Annotated in this window: 15 protein-coding genes; 12 read left to right on the forward strand and 3 right to left on the reverse strand. The window is 73.1% G+C overall.

The genetic code is table 11. The annotated features are described in order from the left end of the window. Positions 1–2: 2 nt before the first annotated feature. Entirely contained in the window at positions 3–878 is an 876-nt protein-coding gene (locus Scani_RS10230) for an HpcH/HpaI aldolase/citrate lyase family protein (protein WP_159472641.1), read from the forward strand. A 153-nt stretch (positions 879–1,031) separates the two neighbouring features. Continuing rightward, positions 1,032–1,397 (forward strand): hypothetical protein, encoded by a 366-nt coding sequence (locus Scani_RS10235; protein ID WP_308686558.1) that lies wholly within the window; start codon positions 1,032–1,034, stop codon positions 1,395–1,397. 140 nt (positions 1,398–1,537) lie between these two features. On the opposite strand, the gene Scani_RS10240 is transcribed toward Scani_RS10235, so the two are convergent. Next, positions 1,538–1,936 (reverse strand): hypothetical protein, encoded by a 399-nt coding sequence (locus tag Scani_RS10240; protein ID WP_159475689.1) that lies wholly within the window; start codon positions 1,934–1,936, stop codon positions 1,538–1,540. Positions 1,937–2,152: 216 nt separating this feature from the next. Then, on the reverse strand, positions 2,153–3,436 hold the full coding sequence (locus Scani_RS10245) for a helix-turn-helix transcriptional regulator (RefSeq protein ID WP_159472644.1): 1,284 nt from the start codon (positions 3,434–3,436) through the stop codon (positions 2,153–2,155). 330 nt (positions 3,437–3,766) lie between these two features. Between Scani_RS10245 and Scani_RS10250 the strand changes: the two genes are divergently transcribed. The 5 genes from Scani_RS10250 to Scani_RS10270 are packed head-to-tail and all read left to right on the forward strand — an operon-like array spanning position 3,767 to position 9,829. Next, entirely contained in the window at positions 3,767–5,137 is a 1,371-nt protein-coding gene (locus tag Scani_RS10250) for an ATP-grasp domain-containing protein (RefSeq protein WP_159472648.1), read from the forward strand. Then, complete coding sequence (locus Scani_RS10255) at positions 5,134–7,146, forward strand: PEP/pyruvate-binding domain-containing protein (protein WP_159472651.1); 2,013 nt, start codon at positions 5,134–5,136, stop codon at positions 7,144–7,146. The genes Scani_RS10250 and Scani_RS10255 overlap by 4 nt, the downstream gene beginning before the upstream one ends. Positions 7,147–7,196: 50 nt before the next feature. Beyond that, entirely contained in the window at positions 7,197–8,468 is a 1,272-nt protein-coding gene (locus Scani_RS10260; protein WP_246295680.1) for an MFS transporter, read from the forward strand. 22 nt (positions 8,469–8,490) lie between these two features. Continuing rightward, on the forward strand, positions 8,491–9,312 hold the full coding sequence (locus Scani_RS10265; protein WP_159472654.1) for a class I SAM-dependent methyltransferase: 822 nt from the start codon (positions 8,491–8,493) through the stop codon (positions 9,310–9,312). Continuing rightward, on the forward strand, positions 9,296–9,829 hold the full coding sequence (locus tag Scani_RS10270; RefSeq protein ID WP_159472657.1) for a nuclear transport factor 2 family protein: 534 nt from the start codon (positions 9,296–9,298) through the stop codon (positions 9,827–9,829). The genes Scani_RS10265 and Scani_RS10270 overlap by 17 nt, the downstream gene beginning before the upstream one ends. An 85-nt stretch (positions 9,830–9,914) precedes the next feature. Here Scani_RS10270 and Scani_RS10275 read toward each other — a convergent pair whose 3' ends face one another. Further along, positions 9,915–11,018 (reverse strand): agmatine deiminase family protein, encoded by a 1,104-nt coding sequence (locus Scani_RS10275; RefSeq protein ID WP_246295681.1) that lies wholly within the window; start codon positions 11,016–11,018, stop codon positions 9,915–9,917. Positions 11,019–11,147: 129 nt separating this feature from the next. On the opposite strand from Scani_RS10275, the gene Scani_RS10280 reads away from it, so the two are divergent. The 5 genes from Scani_RS10280 to Scani_RS10300 all read left to right on the forward strand — a co-directional run bounded on the left by Scani_RS10280 (position 11,148) and on the right by Scani_RS10300 (position 20,122). Further along, positions 11,148–11,723, forward strand: a complete 576-nt coding sequence (locus Scani_RS10280; protein ID WP_159472663.1) for a TetR/AcrR family transcriptional regulator — start codon at positions 11,148–11,150, stop codon at positions 11,721–11,723. 357 nt (positions 11,724–12,080) lie between these two features. Then, positions 12,081–13,397, forward strand: a complete 1,317-nt coding sequence (locus Scani_RS10285; RefSeq protein WP_159472666.1) for an MFS transporter — start codon at positions 12,081–12,083, stop codon at positions 13,395–13,397. A 155-nt stretch (positions 13,398–13,552) separates the two neighbouring features. Then, the gene (locus Scani_RS10290) at positions 13,553–14,848 is read left to right on the forward strand and encodes a condensation domain-containing protein (protein WP_159472670.1); all 1,296 of its coding nucleotides are present in this window, start codon (positions 13,553–13,555) and stop codon (positions 14,846–14,848) included. 145 nt (positions 14,849–14,993) lie between these two features. Further along, a complete protein-coding gene (locus Scani_RS10295) occupies positions 14,994–18,182 on the forward strand; it encodes a non-ribosomal peptide synthetase (protein WP_159472673.1) in 3,189 nt (1,062 codons plus the stop codon). Continuing rightward, entirely contained in the window at positions 18,179–20,122 is a 1,944-nt protein-coding gene (locus Scani_RS10300) for a non-ribosomal peptide synthetase (RefSeq protein WP_159472676.1), read from the forward strand. Before Scani_RS10295 ends, Scani_RS10300 begins: the two co-directional genes overlap by 4 nt. Position 20,123: the final 1 nt, after the last annotated feature.

Below are 20,123 nucleotides of genomic sequence, written 5' to 3' on the forward strand. Positions count from 1 at the left end.
CCGTGTCCGACGCGATCCTGCGGCCGCGCCGCTCCGTGCTCTACATGCCCGGTGCCAACGAACGCGCGCTGGAGAAGGCCAAGTCCCTGCCCGCCGACGCGCTGATCCTCGACCTGGAGGACGCCGTCGCCCCCGACGCCAAGGCCGACGCCCGGATGCGGGTCGCGGCCGCCGCGGCCTCGGGCGAGTACGGCTACCGCGAGGTGGCGATCCGGGTCAACGGGCCGGGCACCGCCTGGCACGCCGACGACCTCCGGGCCGCGGCCGAGGCCGGTCCGGACGCGGTGGTGGTGCCCAAGGTGGACTCCGCCGAGACCGTGTGGGAGGTCGAGCGTGCGCTGGAGGCCGCCGGCGCCCCGGACCACACCGCTCTGTGGGCCATGGTCGAGACGCCGCGCGCGATGCTGGACGCCCGTGCGGTGGCGGCGGCCGGCGAGCGGCTCACCGTGCTGGTGATGGGCACCAACGACCTGGCGAAGGAGCTGCACGCCGAGCACGTCCCGGGCCGGGCCCCGCTGCTGACGGGGCTGTCGCTGGCGCTGCTGGCGGCCCGCGAGAGCGGCAAGGTGATCCTGGACGGCGTCTACAACGACGTGAAGAACCCCGAAGGGTTCGAGGCCGAGTGCGTCCAGGGGCGGCAGTTCGGGTTCGACGGGAAGACGCTCATCCATCCGTCGCAGGTCGAACCGTGCAACCGGGTGTTCGCGCCGTCGGCGGAACAGGTCGCCCGCTCCCGGAAGATCATCGACGCGTTCGACGAAGCCACCCGCGAGGGACGCGGGGTCGTCACCGTCGACGGCCGGCTGATCGAGAACCTGCATGTCGAGGACGCCCGCCGGATCCTCGCGTTCGACGAGGCGCTCGCCGGGCGCGGGTAGATCCGCCCTGTCCAGGGCCGTACCGGTGAAACCCATAATCGGACAGGGTGAACGTGTGAGGCGGGCCGTGGCTCCTGCTTGGTCGTTGCGGGCATCCGGGATAGCAACATCCCGGGAACCATCAATGAGGTGCAGGAGCACACTGTGAAGAACATGGCACGTGTCAATGTTGTGGTGGCAGGAGCTTGCGGCCTGTTCCTGGCCGCGGGCGGGGCAGCGCCCACCCTGGCGTGGGCCGGATCCGGCGGCGACGGGGTCTCGAACAGCAACACCATCGCCCGCTTCGACGCCCGCTTCAACTGCGGGCACCGGGCCAGGTTCTGCATCAACGGGCCGGTGCTCAGCGGAAATCCGCGGCAGTCGGAGAACGTCCATGTCGCCGGCTCCAACAGCAACAGCGGCAGCCCGAAGACCTCCCAGGGAAACACCAACGACGACAGCGGCGGCACGACCGGCGCCGCGAAGAAGTCCAGCAACAACCAGCAGGCCATCGGCTCCTACGGCAGCCAGAAGCTGTAACAGCACACTGATTCCACCGGCCCCGTGCCCCGGGGCCGGTGGGATGCCGATGCGGAAACGACGAGCGCCCGGCGGATCTCCGCCGGGCGCTCGTGCGCGGGCCGTCGGACGTACCGGGTCCGTCGGGCGCCACGTCCGGATCAGTGGAAGAGCAGGCCTCCGAGGATCCGCTGCACGTTGTTGGAGCTCCCCGTGGAAGCACCCGTGACGGAGTTGGCGCCGTTGGTGGTTCCGTTGGTGTTGGAGAGGTTGCCGCTGTTGTTCGGGTTTCCGTGGTTGATGAAGTTGCCGCTGTTGAGGCTGTTTCCGCTGTGCACCGGACCGTTGATGCAGGCGTGGGGCGAGCCGAGCACCGGCGACTTGTAGTGGACCTGGCCGAGGCGGTTGTTGCACACCACCCCTCCGACCATGCCGGTCACGGTGCCGACATCGGCGTCCGCCACTGCCGAGAGCAGGGAGTCCGGAATCGTCACTGCTCGGGCGACCCCACCGCCGAGCAGCACCAGCCCGCACGCCCCGACGATGCTTCCCGCCCGCATAATTCTTCTCACGACGCTCCTCGCCTCTACGTCCTTCTGCTGCCAGACGTATCGTGCTGCCGTTGACGGCCCGCATCGTCGTTCAACCCGCGGGGAGCCAAACGCCCGTCGGCCACAATCAGCCGGGTGGCCCAACCCTCCGCAGGGGGCCACCGGTGCGTCCGGCTCCCTCCGGCGCTGCACTGTCCGCGGGCCGAGGCGCGGTCGCCCCACCCCCTATGTGGTGCTGTGCGGATGGCAGGCCGTGACCGAGCGCGGCGGCCAGGTCTGGGGGTCGAGGATGCCCAGGACGTAGGCGCGGGCGACGAGGGCGGGGCGGGTCGGGGCGTCGAGGAGGTCGCGCAGACGGCTCAGGTGGTAGTCGACGGTCTGCCGGGACAGGTGCAGGGAGGTGGCGATCTCCGCGTTGCTGCGGCCGGCGGCCAGCAGGGACAGGATGCGGACCTGGCTTGCCGTCAGCGAGGGGTGGGCCTCGTGGGCCAGGCTCTGGTGGGTGACGACCGCCCAGACGCTCGTGGCACGGTCCGCGCTCCGGCCGACCGTGGTGAGGTGCAGCCGGGCGCGGCGCTGCCGGCCACGGGCGTCCTGGAACACGGCGGAGGTCTGTATCCGCCGGCTGCGGCGCGCTATCAGGTCGTGCCAACTGCGCAGCAGTGCCCCTAACTCCGGGGCGGGGGCCAGCACCGTGTGCGCCCGGCGGCCGACGAGGTCCGAGAGCCGGGTCTGCAGCAACTCGGCGGCCGCCGCGCTCGCCTGCTGGATCCGTCCGCCCGCGGAGATCAGGGCACAGGCCAGCCCGCTGTGGTCGCGCAGCGCGTGCAGGTTCTCCTCGGCCTCCCGGCGCTGGCGCAGGGCGCGGGTGTAGTCGCTGATGTCGACGTAGATGCCGGCGACGCAGGTCTGGCCCCCTTCCCGGACGGGGAAGCGATGGCCGACCGCCTGCCCGCTGGTGCCGTCGGAGCGGTGGTAGGTGAGGGTGTGCCGCACGGGCTTGCCGCGGGCGAGCACCTCCCGGTCCAGGGCGATGACCTGCGGGGAGTCGGCGGTGCCGTCGACGTCCGTGATGTACGCGCCGATGACGTGCTCCGGCGTGGTCCCGTAGAGGTGGGCGTAGGCGTGGTTCGCCCAGAGGTAGCGCCCGTTCGCGTCCCGGATGAAGGCCGCGGCGGGGGCGAGGTCCGCGAAGGCGTCGTAGCGGCGCACGCCCGGTGCCCGCGCGGCGACCTCCACCGCCAGGCCACGGGAGCGGCCCTGGCGGGGCACGCCGAGGGGCCAGTTCACATCGAAGACACGACCGTCGAACTGGGCTTGCCAATGGCTGGTTTCAGGTGCTGCGGCAGGTTCGGGGAGCTCTCTTCGCACGGTGTCGAGGAATCGCTGGGCCGTCACCGTGTCGTCGAAGGCACCACCGCCGCTGTCGATCACGCGCAACTCACGATCGGCCTCCCACCAGGACACCGGGAGGCGTTCCAGCAGCGACTTCAGACTGGTCTCGTCCACGACGGGCCCCTTTTGTGGTGAAGAGTTCAATGGTTTTGGACGGCGCGCCATGGCCATAGGTATCCCCCAGCGCTGCGCGACATGCCCGGTTCTCGGCCGATCTGGCGCGGCCGCGCGCCTCCGCGTCGCCGCGGCCGCCATACGGCATCACGGAACCTTCACTGCTGATCAACGGTATCCACAACTCTGGCATTTGCCTGAGCGGTTGCGGCCCGATGCGGGGAACGGTGTGCCGCATGGCTGCTTCGCTTGAGGCACGGCGTCCGGATGTGAGATACGGACGTCCCCGGCCGTTTGGTCCATACCCGTATGAAGAGGAGTCGGATTCCAGTGAGCAAGGTGCTGTTCGTGTATGCCAAGGGCGGACCGCCCTTGGGGTACGCCCTGTCACGGGTCGCCGCACGGTCGGCAGTGCACCTGCTGGCGCTCAGCGCGCTCCCGCCCACCGTGGCCGCGTCCGCGGACCGGCTGTGCGCCTCGGTGCTGAGCCCGTCCGAATGCGAACGGCGTGACCTGGTGTCCCTGATCGTCTCCCGGGCCCAGGCGGTGGGCGCGGACGCGGTCGTCACCTTCTCCGAGTACGCGGTCGTCGCCGTCGCGGAGGCCTGCGAGAAGCTCGGCCTCGCCGGGGCGGGCGGCTCCTGCGCGCTCGCCCGCGACAAGCGGATGATGCGGCGCACCTGGCAGGACCAGGGCATATCCCAGCCCCGGTTCCGTCCCGTCGCCACCGAGCAGGATCTGCACGACGCGGCCGCCGCGCTCCGGTTCCCCCTGCTGCTCAAGGCCGCCTGGAGCGCCGGCTCCACCGCCCACCGGACGATCCGCCACGCCGACGAGGTGCCGGCGGCCTGGGAGCGGGCGCGGGAGGTGATGGCCGAATCCGCGCAGCTGGGGTACGCCGAGCTCCATGTGGCCGGTGCCGGGGCGGACTTCCTCGTGGAGGAGATCGTGCAGGGCACCGCGTCGGAGTGGTTCGACCAGGACGGCTGGGGCGACTACGTCAGCGTCGAGGGCGTCGTGGTGGACGGCGAGTTCCGCCCGGTGTGTCTCAGCGGGCGGATGCCGACGGTGGAGCCGTTCACCGAGCGTGCCGGCATCACCCCCGCCGCGCTGCCGCACGACGCCCAGCGGCGCATCGTGGCCCTCGCGCGCGATGCCGTCGACGCGCTGGGGCTGCGCAACTGCGGTACCCACACCGAGATCAAGCTCGGCGCCGACGGGCGGATGTGGGTGATCGAGACCGCCGCCCGGTTCGGCGGGGCGATGACCGTCCCGCAGATCGAGGAGGTCTTCGGCCTGGACCTGATCGGCATGCTCACCGACCATCTGCTGGGGCGTCCGGTCTCCTGGCCCGCCGAGGCCCGCACCCCGCAGGAGGCGAACGGCGCGGCCGGCTCGCTGGTCGTCCTGGCCGTCGACGGCGCCGGTGAGGCCTGGCCGGACCGGCGCCTCTGGGACTTCCCGACGGTGCGCGAGACGGTGCCCGTCAGCGCGGGCAGCCGCCTGTCCGTGGTGGCCGAGAACTCCCTCCCGGACGGGACGCTGGTGCCGGTGTACGACCCGGCCGCGGGCGCCAACACCATGGCGGCGCTGTGCCTGTTGTCCGCCACCGATCCGGAGACCGTGATCCGCGACTTCCGGACCCTGGTGGACGCCCTCCCGCAGATCCTGCCCCACGGCACCACGGAGGCACAGTCATGACCACCACCGTCCTGCCCTCCGGCGCACCGGGCCCGGCCACCGACCGCACCGTCGTCGGCGAGAACCTCTCCCTGCCGCTCTTCCGCACCCTCTCCGGCGTCCTGGCCGGCCACCCGTACCTCAAGGTCGTGGTGGACCGGATCGAGAACACCTGGCATCTGCTGGACACCGCGGCCCACCCGTTCCACGTCAACTACATCGCCACCCGCGTGCTCGGCATGGAACTCGCCGACCTGGACTCCTGCCTGGACGCGTTCAACGCCTCGGTCTACATGGATCCCGAGCGCCGCTTCCTGCTGGGTGTGCTCTCGCTGCACACCGACGAGGACACCGAGGGCCGGGAGCGGCCCTTCCTGGTCATGGAGACGACCGAGGCCGACACCATGAACGGCCGGCTGCTGGAGGAGTTCTACACCTTCGTCCGGCACCGGGTCGACGGCCGGCTGCCGCTGCTGCTGAAGCCGGCGAACCACGGGCAGGAGCACGAACTCGCCGCGATCAGCGACGTCCACGTGCCCCGGATCCTCGGCCACGAGCTCTTCGGCAACCGCACCCGCACCCCGCTCAACCTCGGCGAGGCCGTCGGACGGCTGCGCTACTTCCGTACCCCGGAGGAGTACACCGCCGCGGCCGCCGGGCTCGGCTGGTCCGACATCGTGGCCATGTCGTCGCTGCCGGACGATGTGCCGCGGGTGGCGGGCTTCATCAACACCGCGCCCGGGACACCGCTCTCGCACACCAACGTCCTCGCCTCCGGCTGGGGCATCCCCAACGCGATCGTCCGCGACCTGGACCGCCTCGTGGCGGCGGACGACCTGGACGACGCCTGGATCCGCTACCAGGTGCAGGACGACGAGATCACCCTGGCCCCGCTGGCGCACGTCCCCGCACTGGACGCCCCGGCCTGGCACCAGCAGCGGATCCGGATGGAACCGCCGCTGCTGGAGGATGTGCCCGCGCTGTTCCTGCACCGGCTGCGCCGCGCCGACCAGGACCGGTACGGCACCAAGGCGGCCAGCCTCGGGGAACTCCATCACGTCCTCGACAGCCGGTCCGCCGACCTCACCACCTTCTACGGGCAGCCGAGGCCGCCCCGCAGCGATCTCTACGGGCACCTCGCGGCCCGTCTGGGCACCCCGGACGCCTCGGGCGCCGAACTGCGCGACCTGGCCGCCGACTTCGTGGCCGGCACCATCGCCGCGCCCGACGGCATCGCCCTCCCCTTCGCGCTGCAGCACCGCTTCCTGACGTCCTCGCCGGCCGTGCAGCAGGGCCTGGGCAAGCTCAAGATGGCCCTCGAACTCGACGCCCTCGACGTCCTGGACGCGCTCTGTCTGCATCTGCAGCAGCTCATCCGGAACACCCCCATGCCCGACGAGGTGACCCGGCAGATCACCCAGGCACTGCCCGACGGACCCGACGCCGGCCGCCGCCTGGTGGTGCGCTCCTCCTCCAACGCCGAGGACCTGCCCGGCTTCTCCGCCGCCGGGGTCTACGACTCGGTCAGCACCGTCCACGGCGCGGACGAACTCCTCGATGCGGTACGCCAGGTGTGGGCCTCCCTGTTGTCCCCGCGCAGCGTCCGGCTGCGCCACCAGGCGGGCATCTCCCTCGACGACACGTACATGGGCGTGATCATCCAGCAGTACGTGCCCGCGGACCTCGGCGGTGTCCTGGTGACCTGCAACCCGACCCGGCGCACGGACTTCCGCAATGTCTACGTCAACTGCTCGCCCGGCTCGCCCGAGACGGTCGTCGACGGCACGACGCTGCCGCTGCAGTACCTCTACAACACGGTCGAGGGCGGCGGCCGCACCGTGGCCCTCGGCTCGTCCGGCAAGGACCTGCCCGTCGGCACCCGGGACAAGCTGGCCCGCCTGGCCCTGACCGGACGGCTGCTGCAGTCCCACTTCAGCGAGGGCGATGTGGACCATCCGCTCGACATCGAGTGGCTGATGACCGATCAGGGGGACTTCCGCCTGGTCCAGATCCGCCCCTACGCGCTGTGATCCGCCCGTTCGGCGGCCTGCGGGGAGCCCGTGGCCCCCGGGCGTCGGCCGTGCCCCTGCCCCCGCGGGCCCGCCGGATCATCCGGCTCAACAACGGCTTCCAGCTGCTGTTCAACCTGTTGTGGTGGATGCCGGTCTTCTACGCCTACCAGCGGGAGGCCGGGCTCTCCGACGGGCAGATCTTCGGCATCCAGAGCATCTACTACATCGCGTTCTGCCTGTTCGAGATCCCGACCGGGCTCGTGGCCGACCGGATCGGTGCCCGCAACTGTCTGCGGGCCGGTGCCGTCGTGATGACCGCGGCGAACCTCGCCCCGGTCCTCTCCCCCAGCTACACCGGCTTCCTGGTGCACTTCCTGGCCATCGCCGCCGGCCGCTCGCTGACCTCGGGCGCCGCCAGCGCCTATCTCTACGACGGCCTGGCCGCCGAGGGTGCCGGAGAGCACTACCTGAAGGCCGAGGGGCAGGCGCGGGCGCTGGGGCTGGCCGCGAAGGTGCTGTGCTGGCCGCTGGTCGGTCCGTTGATGGCCCTGGCGCATGCCACGCCGTATGTGCTGAGCGCCGCGAGCGCGGCGGGCTCGCTCGTCTGCGCCGTGGTGCTGCCGCGCCAGATCGCGCCGGAGGGACGCGACCGGGCCGGGAAGAGCCCGGGCGGCGGGCTCACGTTCCTGCGCGATGCCACCACGGCGCTGCGCTGTGTGTGGGCCACGCCGTGGCTCGCCCTGCTCATGGTGCAGGGCGTGGCCGTCTTCACGCTCTCGCGGATCTGCCAGGTCAACCTCTTCCAGCCGGTGCTGCTGGACCACGGCATCCCGGAGGGCTCGCACGGCGGTGTGCTGGCCGCCATGACCGTCGCGGAGGCGGTGGCCTCGGCCCGGCCGCAGTGGCTCGGCTCGCGGCTGTCACCGGTGGCCTGGGTCTCGCTGCTCAGCCTCGCGATGGCGGCCGCGCTGGCGGGCAGCACCCTCGGCGGGCCCTGGACCGTCATCGCCCTGCTGTGCGTGTTCGCCGCGGTCACCGGGTTCGCCTATCCGCTGCAGCGCAAGCTGGTGAACGACGCCATTCCGGCGGGTGCGCCACGGGCCACCCTGCTGTCCGTCGAGAGCATCGTGGACCGGGCCGTGTGCGCGCTGGCGGCCGTGGCCGCGGGCGTCTATCTCTCGGCGGGCCGGCTGGACGCGCTGCTGTGGCACAGCGCGGTGGTCACCGGCGTGGTGATGCTGGTCCTGCAGCTGGTCCTGCGGCGGGCCCCGGGACGGCCCCGCAAGCAGCCGGCCGCGGAGCCGGTCCCGGAGCTGGTCACCACGGCAGGAAACCCCTGAGCATCACCGTCATACTGAGGGGGTGCGCGGTACCGGTGCCGGGCGCTACGGCGAAGGCATGTTCCGCCCGGAAGAGACCGGCGAGGCCGGTCGTATCGACCTGGGAGCGCTCGCCTACGACGAGGGGAGCGCCGCCCGGTTGGCGACGCTGGGCGCCGGTCCCGGCTGGAACTGCCTGGACGTGGGCGCGGGAACCGGCACCCTCGCCCGGTGGCTGCTGGAGTCCGCCGGTGTGACCACGGTCCTCGCGGTGGACCGTGACACCCGGTTCCTCACCGCCCACGGCACACCTGGCCTGTCGGCGCTGAGCGCCGACATCACCGCGCCGGACTTCGATCCCGGCCGGTTCCAGCTGGTGCACGCGCGGTTCGTCCTGATGCATCTGCGCTCCTGGCGCCGCATGATCGCCAAACTGGTCTCGCTGGTCGCGCCCGACGGGGTGCTGGTGCTCAGCGACGCCGTGGACCTGACGAGCGCCGCCGCACTGAGCACCCCGTACACCACGGTCATGCGGGCGATGTGGCAGGCGCTGCGGGAGACCATCGGCACCGACATCTCGTGGGTGGCGGACTACCCGCAGCTCCTGCACGAGGAGGGGCTGTGCGAGGTGGCCGCCGAGATCCACGTTCCCCCGTTGGTGCCGGGCAGCGCGATCAGCCGCTTCTGGGCCGATACGTGGGACCGGGCCCGGGGCGCCGTGCTGGCGACCGGGCGGGTGGACGAGGCGCAGCTCGAACGGGCGGTGCACGATCTGTCCTCGCCCGGGTGCGCCGGCCTCTCCCCCGGGATGCTCACCGCTTGGGGATGGAGGACCGAGGAGGCCGCCCGTGACCACCACTTCTGACCGGGAGCGTGTCTGGGAGCTGCACACCACCAGCGAGTTCAGCAGCCTCGATCTCGACACGACGATGGCCACCATGTCGGACGAGCCGGAGGTGGTGCATGTGCCCACGGCGATGGGCGCCCGCGGCAGGGCGTCCGTGCGGCACTTCTACCGCCGCTGGTTCGTGGGGCACAACGCGGCGGATTTCGCCATCGCGCCGCTGACCCGCACCACGGGCGGGACGCGGCTCGTCGACGAAATGCTGGTCTCGTTCACCCACGACGTCGAGGTGCCGTGGATCCTCCCCGGTGTGCCGCCGACCGGACGGCGCGTCGAGATCCCGCTCATCGCGGTGGTCTCGTTCGAGGGCGCGCTGATCTCCGGTGAGCACATCTACTGGGACCAGGCCGCGGTGCTCGGCCAGACCGGCCTCCTCCCGGCGGAGACGATGGCGCGGCTGCCGGTCGTGGCGGATCAGCACGGGGCGCTGACGGACGGCCCGCTCAATCAGCTGGCCGGCGAACAGCGCCGCGGCTGAGTCCGCCACCGGGCCGGGCCCCCGGCCCCGCACTGCCCCGCCGGCACCACCCCAGCGCTTCGACGGCCGTGCCGGGCAGGGAGGTTCAGCCGGCCTTGGGGAGTTGCTGGGTGGAGCAGTGGATGCCGCCGCCGCCCTCGCCGAGGTGGTCGACGGGCACCGGCACCACCTTCCGCCCCGGGTACAGCTCCCGCAGGACGGCCGCGGCCCGGTCGTCGGCCTTCCGGTCGCCGAAGCGGGGCATGATGACCCCTCCGTTGACCACGTAGTAGTTCACATAGCAGGCCAGGAAGCCCTTCCCCCGGCGCCCGATGTCGGCGGGCTCGGGCAGTTCGACGACATCGAGCCGCTTCCCCCGGGCGTCGACGGCCCGTTCCAGGACCGTGCGGGCCTGTTCGTAGGCGGGGGTGAAGGCGTTCGGGCGGGCGTGCTCGGCCGGGGTGCTCAGGACCACGACGCCGGGTTCGGAGAACCGTGCCAGCGCATCGATGTGATAGTCCGTGATGTCCTTGCCCTTGACGCCCTTCACCCAGATCACCGTGGTGGCGCCGAACAGGTCCTCCAGCGCCCGCTCGATGTCCTTGCGGGAGGCGCCGGGGTTGCGGTTGTCGTTGACCAGCGAGCTCTCCGCGACCAGCAGGGTCCCCCGGCCATCGCCCTCCACCGCCCCGCCCTCGGCGGTGATCGGCGCCTTGATCCTGGTGAGGCGCTCGTCGTCCAGGACCGTGCGGGCGACCCGGGCGTCGCGGCCGTGCTCCTGCTTGTTGCCCCAGCCGTTGAAGTTGAGGTCGACGCCGGCGACGCCGTCGGGCCCGAGGACGAAGACCGGGCCGCTGTCCCGCATCCACAGGTCGTCCACCGGGACCGGGACGACCTCCACGCCGGACCCGCACGCCCGACGGGCCGCCTGCGCCTCCTGTTCGTTGGCCAGAAGGGCCACCGGCTCGAACTCGGCGATGGTACGGGCGATGCGGGCGATGTCCTCGCGCACACCGGCGAGGTCCGGCCCCCAGATCCGGCGGGTGGGCCACGCCATATAGGTCGACTCGTGCGGATGGGCCTCCTCGGGCAGCCGCCATCCGCCGCCTGACTCGGCGCCCGCGGGGACCGCGCTCCCTCCGCGCGCCGCGGGCCGGCCGCCGTCCTGGGCGCCGCAGGCACCCAGGGCTCCGCCTACGGCCGCGACCATCGCCGCTTGCAGTGTCCGACGTCGGGATATATCCATGATCAAGCCCCCTGACTGAAATTTTGGTCAGGACGATAGTAGGGCATGATCGGGTCCGAGCCACCTTGATTCCTCGGACCCCGGGAGCATGCGATGCCGGACAGGCCCACCCAGATCCTCGAAGCCGCCGCCCGGCTGATCGCCCGGCGCGGCGTCCGCGGGCTGCGCGTCGAGGAGGTGTCAGCGGAGGCCGGCGTCTCGACCGCACTGATCTACTACCACTTCAAGGACCGCACCGGACTGCTGCGCCGCACCCTGGAGTTCATCAACCGGCGCGCGGTCCGCTACACCGACGCCGCCTTCGACGTCTCCGACGATCCGCGGACACAGCTCACCGAGATCCTGCTGCGGGAGCTGCAGGACGTCCCGCACGTCAGGGAGAACAGCGCGGCGTGGGGCGAGTTGCGCGCCACCGCCGTCTTCGACCCGGACCTGCGGGAGCTGCTGGCCACCGCGACCCGCGAGTGGAACGACGATCTCGCCGACCTGATACTCCGGGCCCGGGCGGCCGATCCGGCGCTCGCCGGGACCGACCCGCAGGCGGCGGCCGAGCGGCTCACCGCCCTGGTCGAGGGCGTGAGCGAACGCTGGCTGAGCGGCACCACCTCGCTCCAGCGGGCCCACGAGCTGATCCGCGGTGCGGTCGAGGCGGAACTCCGGCCCGCCTGAGGAGCGTTCCGACCGGCCTGCCCGGCCCCGCGGCTGTCATGGCCCGCGGGGCCGGGCCTTTTGCCGTGGAGCGGCGCCATACCGGAGGAACTGAGTTCTTCGGCCAATAAGAGGACATCAACGACTGTTTTCGGTCGGATTCCGTCGCGTGACCCTCTGTGACGATCCCCCTCTCCCGGCGCACCATCACCACGGAATCTCCTTCTCACGAGGAGAGTCAACATATGGCGGTCATGCGGTTGTTGCCGGAATCTGCCGGAGAATTTTCGGTTCTGGTGTGTAAATAGTGAAGAAACGCGTCCGAAAGTGTGCATCGGGTTTTGACCCTTGATCGACCGGTCAGCCATGGTCGACCACATGCCCGACATACCCCGACCCGCGGCCAGCGGCCCGCTGCGTCTGCGCGACTTCCGCCTTCTGCTCGCCGGTGCCGCGGCCGGACAACTCGGCGCCCAGGTCACCCTGGTCGCCCTGCCGCTCGTCGCGGTGCTCGTACTCGACGCCCCCGCCTTCCAGGTGGGACTGCTCACCGCCGCGGAGACCGCCGCGTTCCTGCTGGTCGGGCTGCCGGCCGGGGCCTGGGTCGACCGGATGCGCAAGCTGCCGCTGATGATCCGCGCCGATGTGGTGCGGGCCCTGGCGATGGCGAGCATCCCGCTGGCCGCCGTCGCCGGTGTGCTGACGATGGCGCAGTTGTACGTCGTCGCCCTGGTGACCGGCGTGGCGACGGTCTTCTTCGACGTCGCCCACCAGAGCTTCCTGCCCCAGCTGCTCCCCCATGACCAGTTGGTCTCGGGCAACGGGGCGCTGGAGACGGTCCGTTCCTCGGCGCAGGTCGCGGGTCCCGGGATCGGCGGCGGTCTCGTCCAACTGCTGGGCGCCGCACTGGCCATCGTCGCCGACGCCGTCGGCTATGCGCTCTCCGCGCTGTTCCTGTGGGGCATCAAGCACCCCGAGAGCCTCCCCGAACGCGGGCCGGAGGCCTCGCTGCGCCGGGACGTCGGTGAGGGGCTGCGCTTCGTCTTCGGGCACCGGCTGCTGCGCGTGATCGCCGTGACGACCGGGCTGGGAAACTTCTTCACCGCGGTGCTGATGGCCACTCAGTCCGTCTTCCTGGTGCGCGTGCTGGGACTGGCCCCCGGAGTGGTCGGCCTCCTGCTGGCCGCCTCGGCCGTGGGCGGACTGGCCGGGGCGCTGTGCGCGGGCCGGCTCGCCGCCCGGCTCGGCCAGGCCCGGATCATCTGGCTGTCCGCGCTGGTCACCGGCCCGTTCGCGCTGCTGTGGCCGCTTTCCGGACGCGGCGCCGGGGCCGCGCTGTTCGCCCTCGGCTCCGGCGTGGTCTTCTTCGGCGCCGTGGTCTACAACGTGGCTCAGGTGAGCTTCCGCCAGTCCCTGTGCCCGCCCCGGCTGCTCGGCCGGATGAATGCCACACTGCGGTTCCTGATGTGGGGCACCCTGCCGCTCGGCGCACTGGCCGGCGGCGCCCTGGCGGATGCCTTCGGGGCCCGGGTGGCGCTGGTGTGGTGTGCGGCCGGATTCCTGCTCGTACCGCTGCCGCTGCTGCTCTCCCCGCTGCGGCGGATGCGTGAACTGCCCGTCGCCGCACCGGCGGAGGACACGGATGCCGTCCCGGACGGCACCTCCGACCAGGCCGAGCCCGCGCCCCTCGGCTGACGGCAGGGCACCACGTCCGGCCCCACCCCTGCGGCCTGCGCTCGCGCACGGCCTCTTTTCCCTGCGCCACCGTTCCTGCTTCTTCAGCCCTGCTTCCTGCGTCTTTGCCCTGCGTCGCCTCCCGCGACGCCGGTCCCCACGTCAGAGAGGATCACGTGCTCAGCATCACGAGCCAGTACCTGGCCCGCTACCGGCGACTCGACACCGGCGACGGGGCCCCGGTCCTGCTGCCCGTCACGGGCGCCCAGCGTCGCTTCGCACTGGTGCGTGCCATGGACCCCGCCGGGCGGCCGGACCTCGTGCCGATGTTCTTCGCCTTTCCGCACGGCACGGTGGATCCCGTACGCCTCGCGGCGGCCGCGAACCGGCTCGCCGCCCTGCACCCCGTGCTGCGCTCCCGGCTCACCGTGCTGCGCGGCACCCCGGTGCTCCGCCCGGAAGAGCCGCAGGTGCCCGTGACCCGGCTGGCCTGCGCGCCCGGTGAGGACGCGGCCACCGTGCTGCGTCGCGCCCTGGGCAGCTGGCCCCCGCAGGGTGCGCCGCTGCGGCTGTTCCTGGTGCAGGACGGTCCCGGGGGCACCGAAGAGGTGCTCGCCGTGGTCCTGGACCACACCGCGTGCGACGGCCAGTCGCTGGCCCGGATCGTCGAGGAACTCGGCGCGGCCTACGACGAGGGTCCCGGCTCCGGACGGCCCGACGCCTTTGAGGTCGCGGCCGAGCTGGCCGCCTACCGGGACGCCGTGCTGCTCCAGCTCGACGCCGAGGAACGCGCGGGCGCACCGGCGGCGATGGCGTACTGGGGGGAACGGCTCCGCGCGGTGCGCGAACAGGCCCCGTTGCCCCGGCCGGACTCCCCCGCCGCCGGGTCGGCGCCGAGCGGTTCGGCCGCGGTGCGGATGCCCGCGCCGCCGGCCGGTGTGCCCTTCCCCGACCTGCTCCACGCCTGCCGGGCGGCGGCAGCGGTGCTGTTCGGGGCCGGCCATGTGGTGCCGCTCGGCTACCCGTGGGGCGGCCGGCCGCCCGGCGCCGCACCGGTGCTCGGCTGCTTCCTCAACACCGTGGTCTTCCCGACCGCCACCGGGGACGCACCCGCGGCGTCCGCGACGGCCGAGGCCTGGTGGGACGACCTGGACCACGCCGCCACCCCCTTCGACGCCGTGGTGCACGCCGCCCGCGCGGCCGGCTCCGGCTGGACCGGACGGCTCGACGGCATGCTGACCGTCGACGACGCCCGGCGACACCCCCCGCTGCGGCTGGGCGGCGTGACGGGCCGTGAGGTCCATATCGACGGCCGGGCCGTGCGCGGTCCGTTCGCGGTCTCCGTCACCCAGGGCCCCCAGCTGCACCTGCGGATGGTGTGGGACCGCGCGATCCTCCCCGACGACACCGCCGAGAGCGCCTTCACCGCGCTCGCCGACGCGCTGCGGACGCCGGCGCCGACGCCCGCCTGACCCGCTCCGGGGCCCCGCCCCGCACTCGCCTTCCGACACCCGCCGGACCACGCCGCGCGATCCGCGGCCCGGTCCGTGCACCCCAGGCCGGGCCCGACCATGCCCCGGCCGGAGAAACCCGCCCCGACAACCTCAGGGATCGCCCATGCTTCCGCTCTCCTCCTCGCAGGAGATCGTCTGGCTGCACGAACAGGTGCAACCGGGCAGCCGCGCCTACAACTTCACCGCCGCACTCGACCTGTGGGGCACCCTCGACACCGAGGCGCTGCGCCGTGGACTCGCCGCCACCCTCGACCGCCACCCCGGTCTGCGGCTGGAACTCGTCGCCGTCGCCGGGGCGATGCCGGGGCAGCGGGTCGCCGAGGCCTGTGTGCCGCGGCTGCACACGGTGGACCTGAGCGGGGAGGCGGACCCGGAGCGCGCGTTCCAAGAGCTGCTGCGCACCGAGGCGGAGACTCCGCTCGACACCTTCGAGGCACCGCTGCTGCGCTGGACGCTGGTCCGGCTCGCGGACGAGCGGCACCGGCTCATCCACGTCGAACACCACCTGATCCACGACGGTCACTCGTTCGCGATCCTGCTGCGCGACGTGTTCTCCGTCTACCGGGGCCACGTCCTGGGCGAGCCGGTGGAGCTGCCGTCCGCGCCGTCGTACGCCGACCACGTCCGGGCGCGTACCCGGGACGAGGAGGCCGCGGAGCGGCGGGACGGTCTGGAGTTCTGGGCCGGTGAACTGCGCGAGATGTCCTACGACATGCCGCTGCCCGGTCTGACCCGGCCCGGCTCCCGGCGCCGGCACCACGGCGGACAGCTGCGGCAGTCGATCGGTGCGGATCTGGCGGAGGCGCTGCGCGGCCATGCCCGTGAGCGCGGTCTGACGCCGTTCGCCACGCTCCTGGGGCTCTTCGCCGAACTGCTGCGCCGGCACAGCGGCCGCTCGCAGATGGTGATCGGCACCGCGGTAGGCAACCGCCCGCGCGGTTTCGAGGGCGCGGTGGGCATGTTCGTCAACACCATCCCGCTCGCGCTCCGGCTGGACCCGGCCGCCCCGGCCGAGGAGTCCATGGACGAGGTGACCGACACCCTCATCCGTGCGCTGCCGCACCAGGAGGTGCCGATCCAGGAGCTGACCCGCACGCTCGGCCTGCACACCTCGGGCGCCGACAACCCGCTGTTCAGCGTCATGTTCAGCGCCCACGACGCCGAGCTGCCCGAGGTCGACGTCCCCGGTCTGGACATCACCCTGTTCGAGGGCTTCAACACCGGCACCACCCGCTTCGACCTGGACGTCGTGCTGCTGCCGGACGACCGGCGCGGGGTCGGCCCCCGGCACGGCGCGGCGGGGATGACCCTGGTCTGGGACTACGACGCCGACATGTTCGGCGAGGACGTGGCGAAGCTGCTCGCCGGACGGTTCCTGGACCTGCTGCGGGCGTACCTCGACGCGCCCGGCGCCGCCCTGGCCGACCTGGCTTTGCCGGCCGCGCCGCAGGCCCTCCCGGCCGCCGCCGCGCCGGCGCCGGAACACGATCCGCTCGACCCCGCGACCGCGCACGACGCATCCCTGCCCGCCCTGCTCGTCGGCGCCCGCCGGATCACCTACGGCGACCTCGATGCCCAGGTCACCTCGCTGGCGGAGCGGATGCGGGCGGCGGGAGTGACCGCCGGGCAGCCGGTGGCCGCCGTGCTGCCGCGCGGTGCCGACTCGGTCGTGGCGCTGCTGGCCTGTCTGCGGACCCGGGCGGTGTACTGCCCGCTGTCGCCGTCCGACCCGCAGGCCCGCCTCGAACTGCTGCTGGGCCGGCTGGGTCCGGCGCTGGTGCTGACCTCCGCGGACGCCTCGGTCACGCTGCCCGACGGGCTGCCGACGGCGACGGTCGACGCCCCGGTCCTGCCGCCGGCCCGGGCCGCCGAGGTCGTGCCCGGTGCCGCCTACATCATCCACACCTCCGGCTCGACGGGCGTGCCCAAGCCCGTCGCCGTCGGCCGTGCGGCGCTGGAGAACCATCTGACGGGCGCCGCCGACCGGTTCGGGCTCGGCCCGGGCGACCGGGTGCTGCTGTTCGCCCAGCCGTCGTTCGACGTGGCCCTCGAAGAGGTGCTGCCGTCGCTGTACGCCGGGGCGTGCCTGGTCGCCCCCGAGCGCGAGGTACCCACCGGCACCGAGCTGGCCGCACTGCTGGTCGCCGCCCGGGTCACCGTGGCCAACCTGCCGACGAGTTACTTCCTCGCCACCCGCGAGGAGATGCGCCCCGTACTCCGCGACGGGCACTGGGCGCCGCGGCTGCTGGTGCTCGGCGGGGAACGCCTCCCGGCGGACGTGATGCGGGCCTACCTGGCCGACTCCGACAGCACCGTGCTCAATGTCTACGGCGTCACGGAAGCCGCCATCAGCTCCACCGTCCAGGAGATCACCCGGGACGGGCTCGCCGACGGCGCGGAGATTCCGCTCGGCACCGAGCTGCCCGGCGAACGGATCCATGTCCTGGACGCCCACCACCGGCCGCTGCCGGACGGCGCGGTCGGTGAACTGGCCATCGCCGGAGCCGGGTTGGCGGAGGGGTACGTCGGCAACCCGGAGACCACCGCCGCCCGGTTCATCGACGTCGAGGCCCTCGGCGGCGAGCGGGTCTACCTCACCGGCGACCTCGGCTACCGCGGCCTCGACGGACTGCTCTACTTCCTGGGACGCCGCGACCACCAGGTCAAACTGCGGGGCTACCGCATCGAGCTGGAGGAGGTGGAGGCCGCCGCCTCCGCCGCGCTCGGCGGCCGGTCCTGCGCCGTCGTCCTGGACCGTGACGCCGCGGGCGGGCCCCGGCTGGTCGGCTTCCTGGAGAGTGCGGACGACGGTGCGCCGTGGGACGAGCAGGCGTTGCACACGGAGCTGAGCCGCCGGCTGCCGAGCGCCCTGGTACCGGGGCGCTGGGCACGGCTCGATGCCATGCCGCGGCTGGCCGGGGGCAAGCCGAACCGCGTCGCGCTGACCCGCCAGGCCTCTGCGCTGGAGCCGGCCGTCCCCGTCGAGGAGAACCCGGGCGCACCCGCGCCGCTGCCGTCCGATCCGATGACGGAGCTGCTGGCCGAGGGCTGGCGGGAGGCGCTGGGCCACGGCCGCTTCGACGCGTCCTCGGACTTCTTCCGGTCCGGCGGCCATTCGCTGCTCGCCGCGCAGTTGGCGGCCTGGCTGGAACCGCGGCTGGGGCAGCGTCCGCCGCTGCGGCTGCTCTTCCAGAACCCGGTGCTGGCCGACCAGGCCACCGCGCTCGCGGCCGTCGGCACCCCCGCCGTGTCCGCCCCCGCCGCCTCGACCACTGTGACGGAGTCCCGATGACCCAGCCGACGACCGCCCGGACGGCGGCCCCGACGACGGCCGCCGGCACCCGGCGGACCGACCCGTACAGCAGCACGCTCAGCATCGCCCGCACCGCCGCCCCGGCCACCGAGGACCCGGGCGGAGTGCTCGCCCTCTTCGAGGAGTGGGCCCGGCGTTCGCCGGAGGCTCCCGCGGTGATCGACGGTGCCCACACCTGGACGTACCGGCAGATCGACGACGCCGCCGAGGAGAGTGCGCGGGCGCTGCGCGACCGGGTGCGGCCCGGAGACCTGGTCGGCGTCTGCCTCGACCGTTCGGCCGCGCTGGTGGTGACCGCCGTCGCGCTCGCCAGGCTCGGCGCCGTCTATCTGCCGATGGGCCCCCGCCCCGGCGAGCGCCGCACCGAGGCCGTCACCGAGGACCTCGACGTCGCCTGTCTGATCGGCGATCCCGAGGTCCTGCCGCCCCGGCACCGGGCGGCCGAGCACCTGCCGCTGGCGCTGCCCGGCGAGGGCGCCAACGCCACCGCCACGGTGGTGGCGGCGTTCGCCGCGCCCGCCGCCACGGCCCGTCGCGCCCCCTCCGGGGCGTTCTACGCCGTGCTGACCTCGGGCTCCACCGGCCGCCCCAAGGCGGTGGCGGTCGGCGAGCCCGCGCTGGCCGCGCTGTTGGACTGGCACCGTGCCACGAGCGGTCTGGCCCCCGGCGACCGGCAGTCCCTGCTGATCGGCGTCGCGTTCGACCCGCATCTGCTGGAGCTGTGGGCCGGGCTGACGTCCGGTGCCGCGCTGGTGCCCGCGCCGGACGAGGTCCGCTGGGACCCGATGGTGCTGGCCGACTGGTGGCGGGAGTCCGCGGTGTCGGTGTGCGTCGCGGCCACCCCGATGGTGGAGCCGCTGCTGGAGCGGCCCTGGCCACAGGACCTGACACTGCGTCATCTGTTCGTGGGCGGCGACCGGATGCGCCGCCGGCCCGGCGCGGACGTGACCGCCGCCGTCCACAACGCCTACGGTCCGGCCGAGGCCACCGTGGTCTCCACCGTGTACACCATGCACGGCTCGGACAGCGCGGCGGGCACCGGGTCCGCGCCGCCGATCGGCCGCCCCCTCCCGGGGGTGACCGTGGTCGTCGCCGACGCGGACGGCCGGCCCGTCGAGCGGGGCGCGGAGGGTGAACTCCTCATCGGCGGAGGCGGTCTGGCGCTCGGCTACCTCGATCCCGAACTGACCGCGCGCCGCTTTCGCGCGATGCCCGAGGGGCTCGACCTGCCCGGCGTGGAGCGCCTGTACCGCACCGGGGACCGGGTGCGGATGCCGGATGACGGGGAGCTGGAGTTCGTCGGCCGCCTCGACGACCAGGTCAAGATCAGTGGGGTACGGATCGAACCGGCCGAGGTGGAGGCCGCGTTCGAGAAGGACCCGGCGGTGCTCGGCGCCGTCGTCGCCGCGCCGCGTACCGCCGACGGCCGCACCCGCCTGGTGGCGTACGTCCGGGCTGCGGCCGGCGCGGTGCTCACCGCGGAGGCGCTGCTGCCTGCCGTACGCGCCTGGCTGCCGGAGCAGGCGGTGCCCTCGGACGTACGGATCGTGGACTCCTTCCCCCTGGACGCCAACGGCAAGGTGGACCGGGCCGAGCTGGCCCGGCGGGCGGCCGGCGGCCACGAGCCCCGCCCCGGCGACGCCCCCGAGGACGGCGGCCTGCCCGCCGACGCCACCCCCGGCGAGCGGCTGGTGCTGAGCGCCGTCCGTGAGCTGCTCGACCGGCCCGGGACCTCGCTGACGGACAGCTTCACCGGCTCCGGCGGCACCTCGCTGCTCGCCGCCCGGCTGCTGACCGTCATCGAGAAGGAGAGCGGGGTACGGCTGCGCGCCCCCGAACTGCTGCGGCAGCCGGACCTGCGCGCGGTGGCGCTGCTCGTCGACACCCGCCTCGCCGCCCGGCAGCCGGCGGGAGCCTGAG

Origin of the sequence: Streptomyces caniferus (genome assembly GCF_009811555.1) — a bacterium.
GTDB lineage: Bacteria > Actinomycetota > Actinomycetes > Streptomycetales > Streptomycetaceae > Streptomyces > Streptomyces caniferus.

Excerpts from the sequence above, each read along its gene's own strand:
- Scani_RS10285 (WP_159472666.1), top strand. The coding sequence starts at position 12,081 with ATGCCCGACATACCCCGACCCGCGGCCAGCGGCCCGCTGCGTCTGCGC.
- Scani_RS10235 (WP_308686558.1), top strand. The coding sequence starts at position 1,032 with ATGGCACGTGTCAATGTTGTGGTGGCAGGAGCTTGCGGCCTGTTCCTG.
- Scani_RS10275 (WP_246295681.1), bottom strand. The coding sequence starts at position 11,018 with ATGGTCGCGGCCGTAGGCGGAGCCCTGGGTGCCTGCGGCGCCCAGGAC.
- Scani_RS10280 (WP_159472663.1), top strand. The coding sequence starts at position 11,148 with ATGCCGGACAGGCCCACCCAGATCCTCGAAGCCGCCGCCCGGCTGATC.
- Scani_RS10300 (WP_159472676.1), top strand. The coding sequence starts at position 18,179 with ATGACCCAGCCGACGACCGCCCGGACGGCGGCCCCGACGACGGCCGCC.
- Scani_RS10295 (WP_159472673.1), top strand. The coding sequence starts at position 14,994 with ATGCTTCCGCTCTCCTCCTCGCAGGAGATCGTCTGGCTGCACGAACAG.
- Scani_RS10255 (WP_159472651.1), top strand. The coding sequence starts at position 5,134 with ATGACCACCACCGTCCTGCCCTCCGGCGCACCGGGCCCGGCCACCGAC.
- Scani_RS10240 (WP_159475689.1), bottom strand. The coding sequence starts at position 1,936 with ATGCGGGCGGGAAGCATCGTCGGGGCGTGCGGGCTGGTGCTGCTCGGC.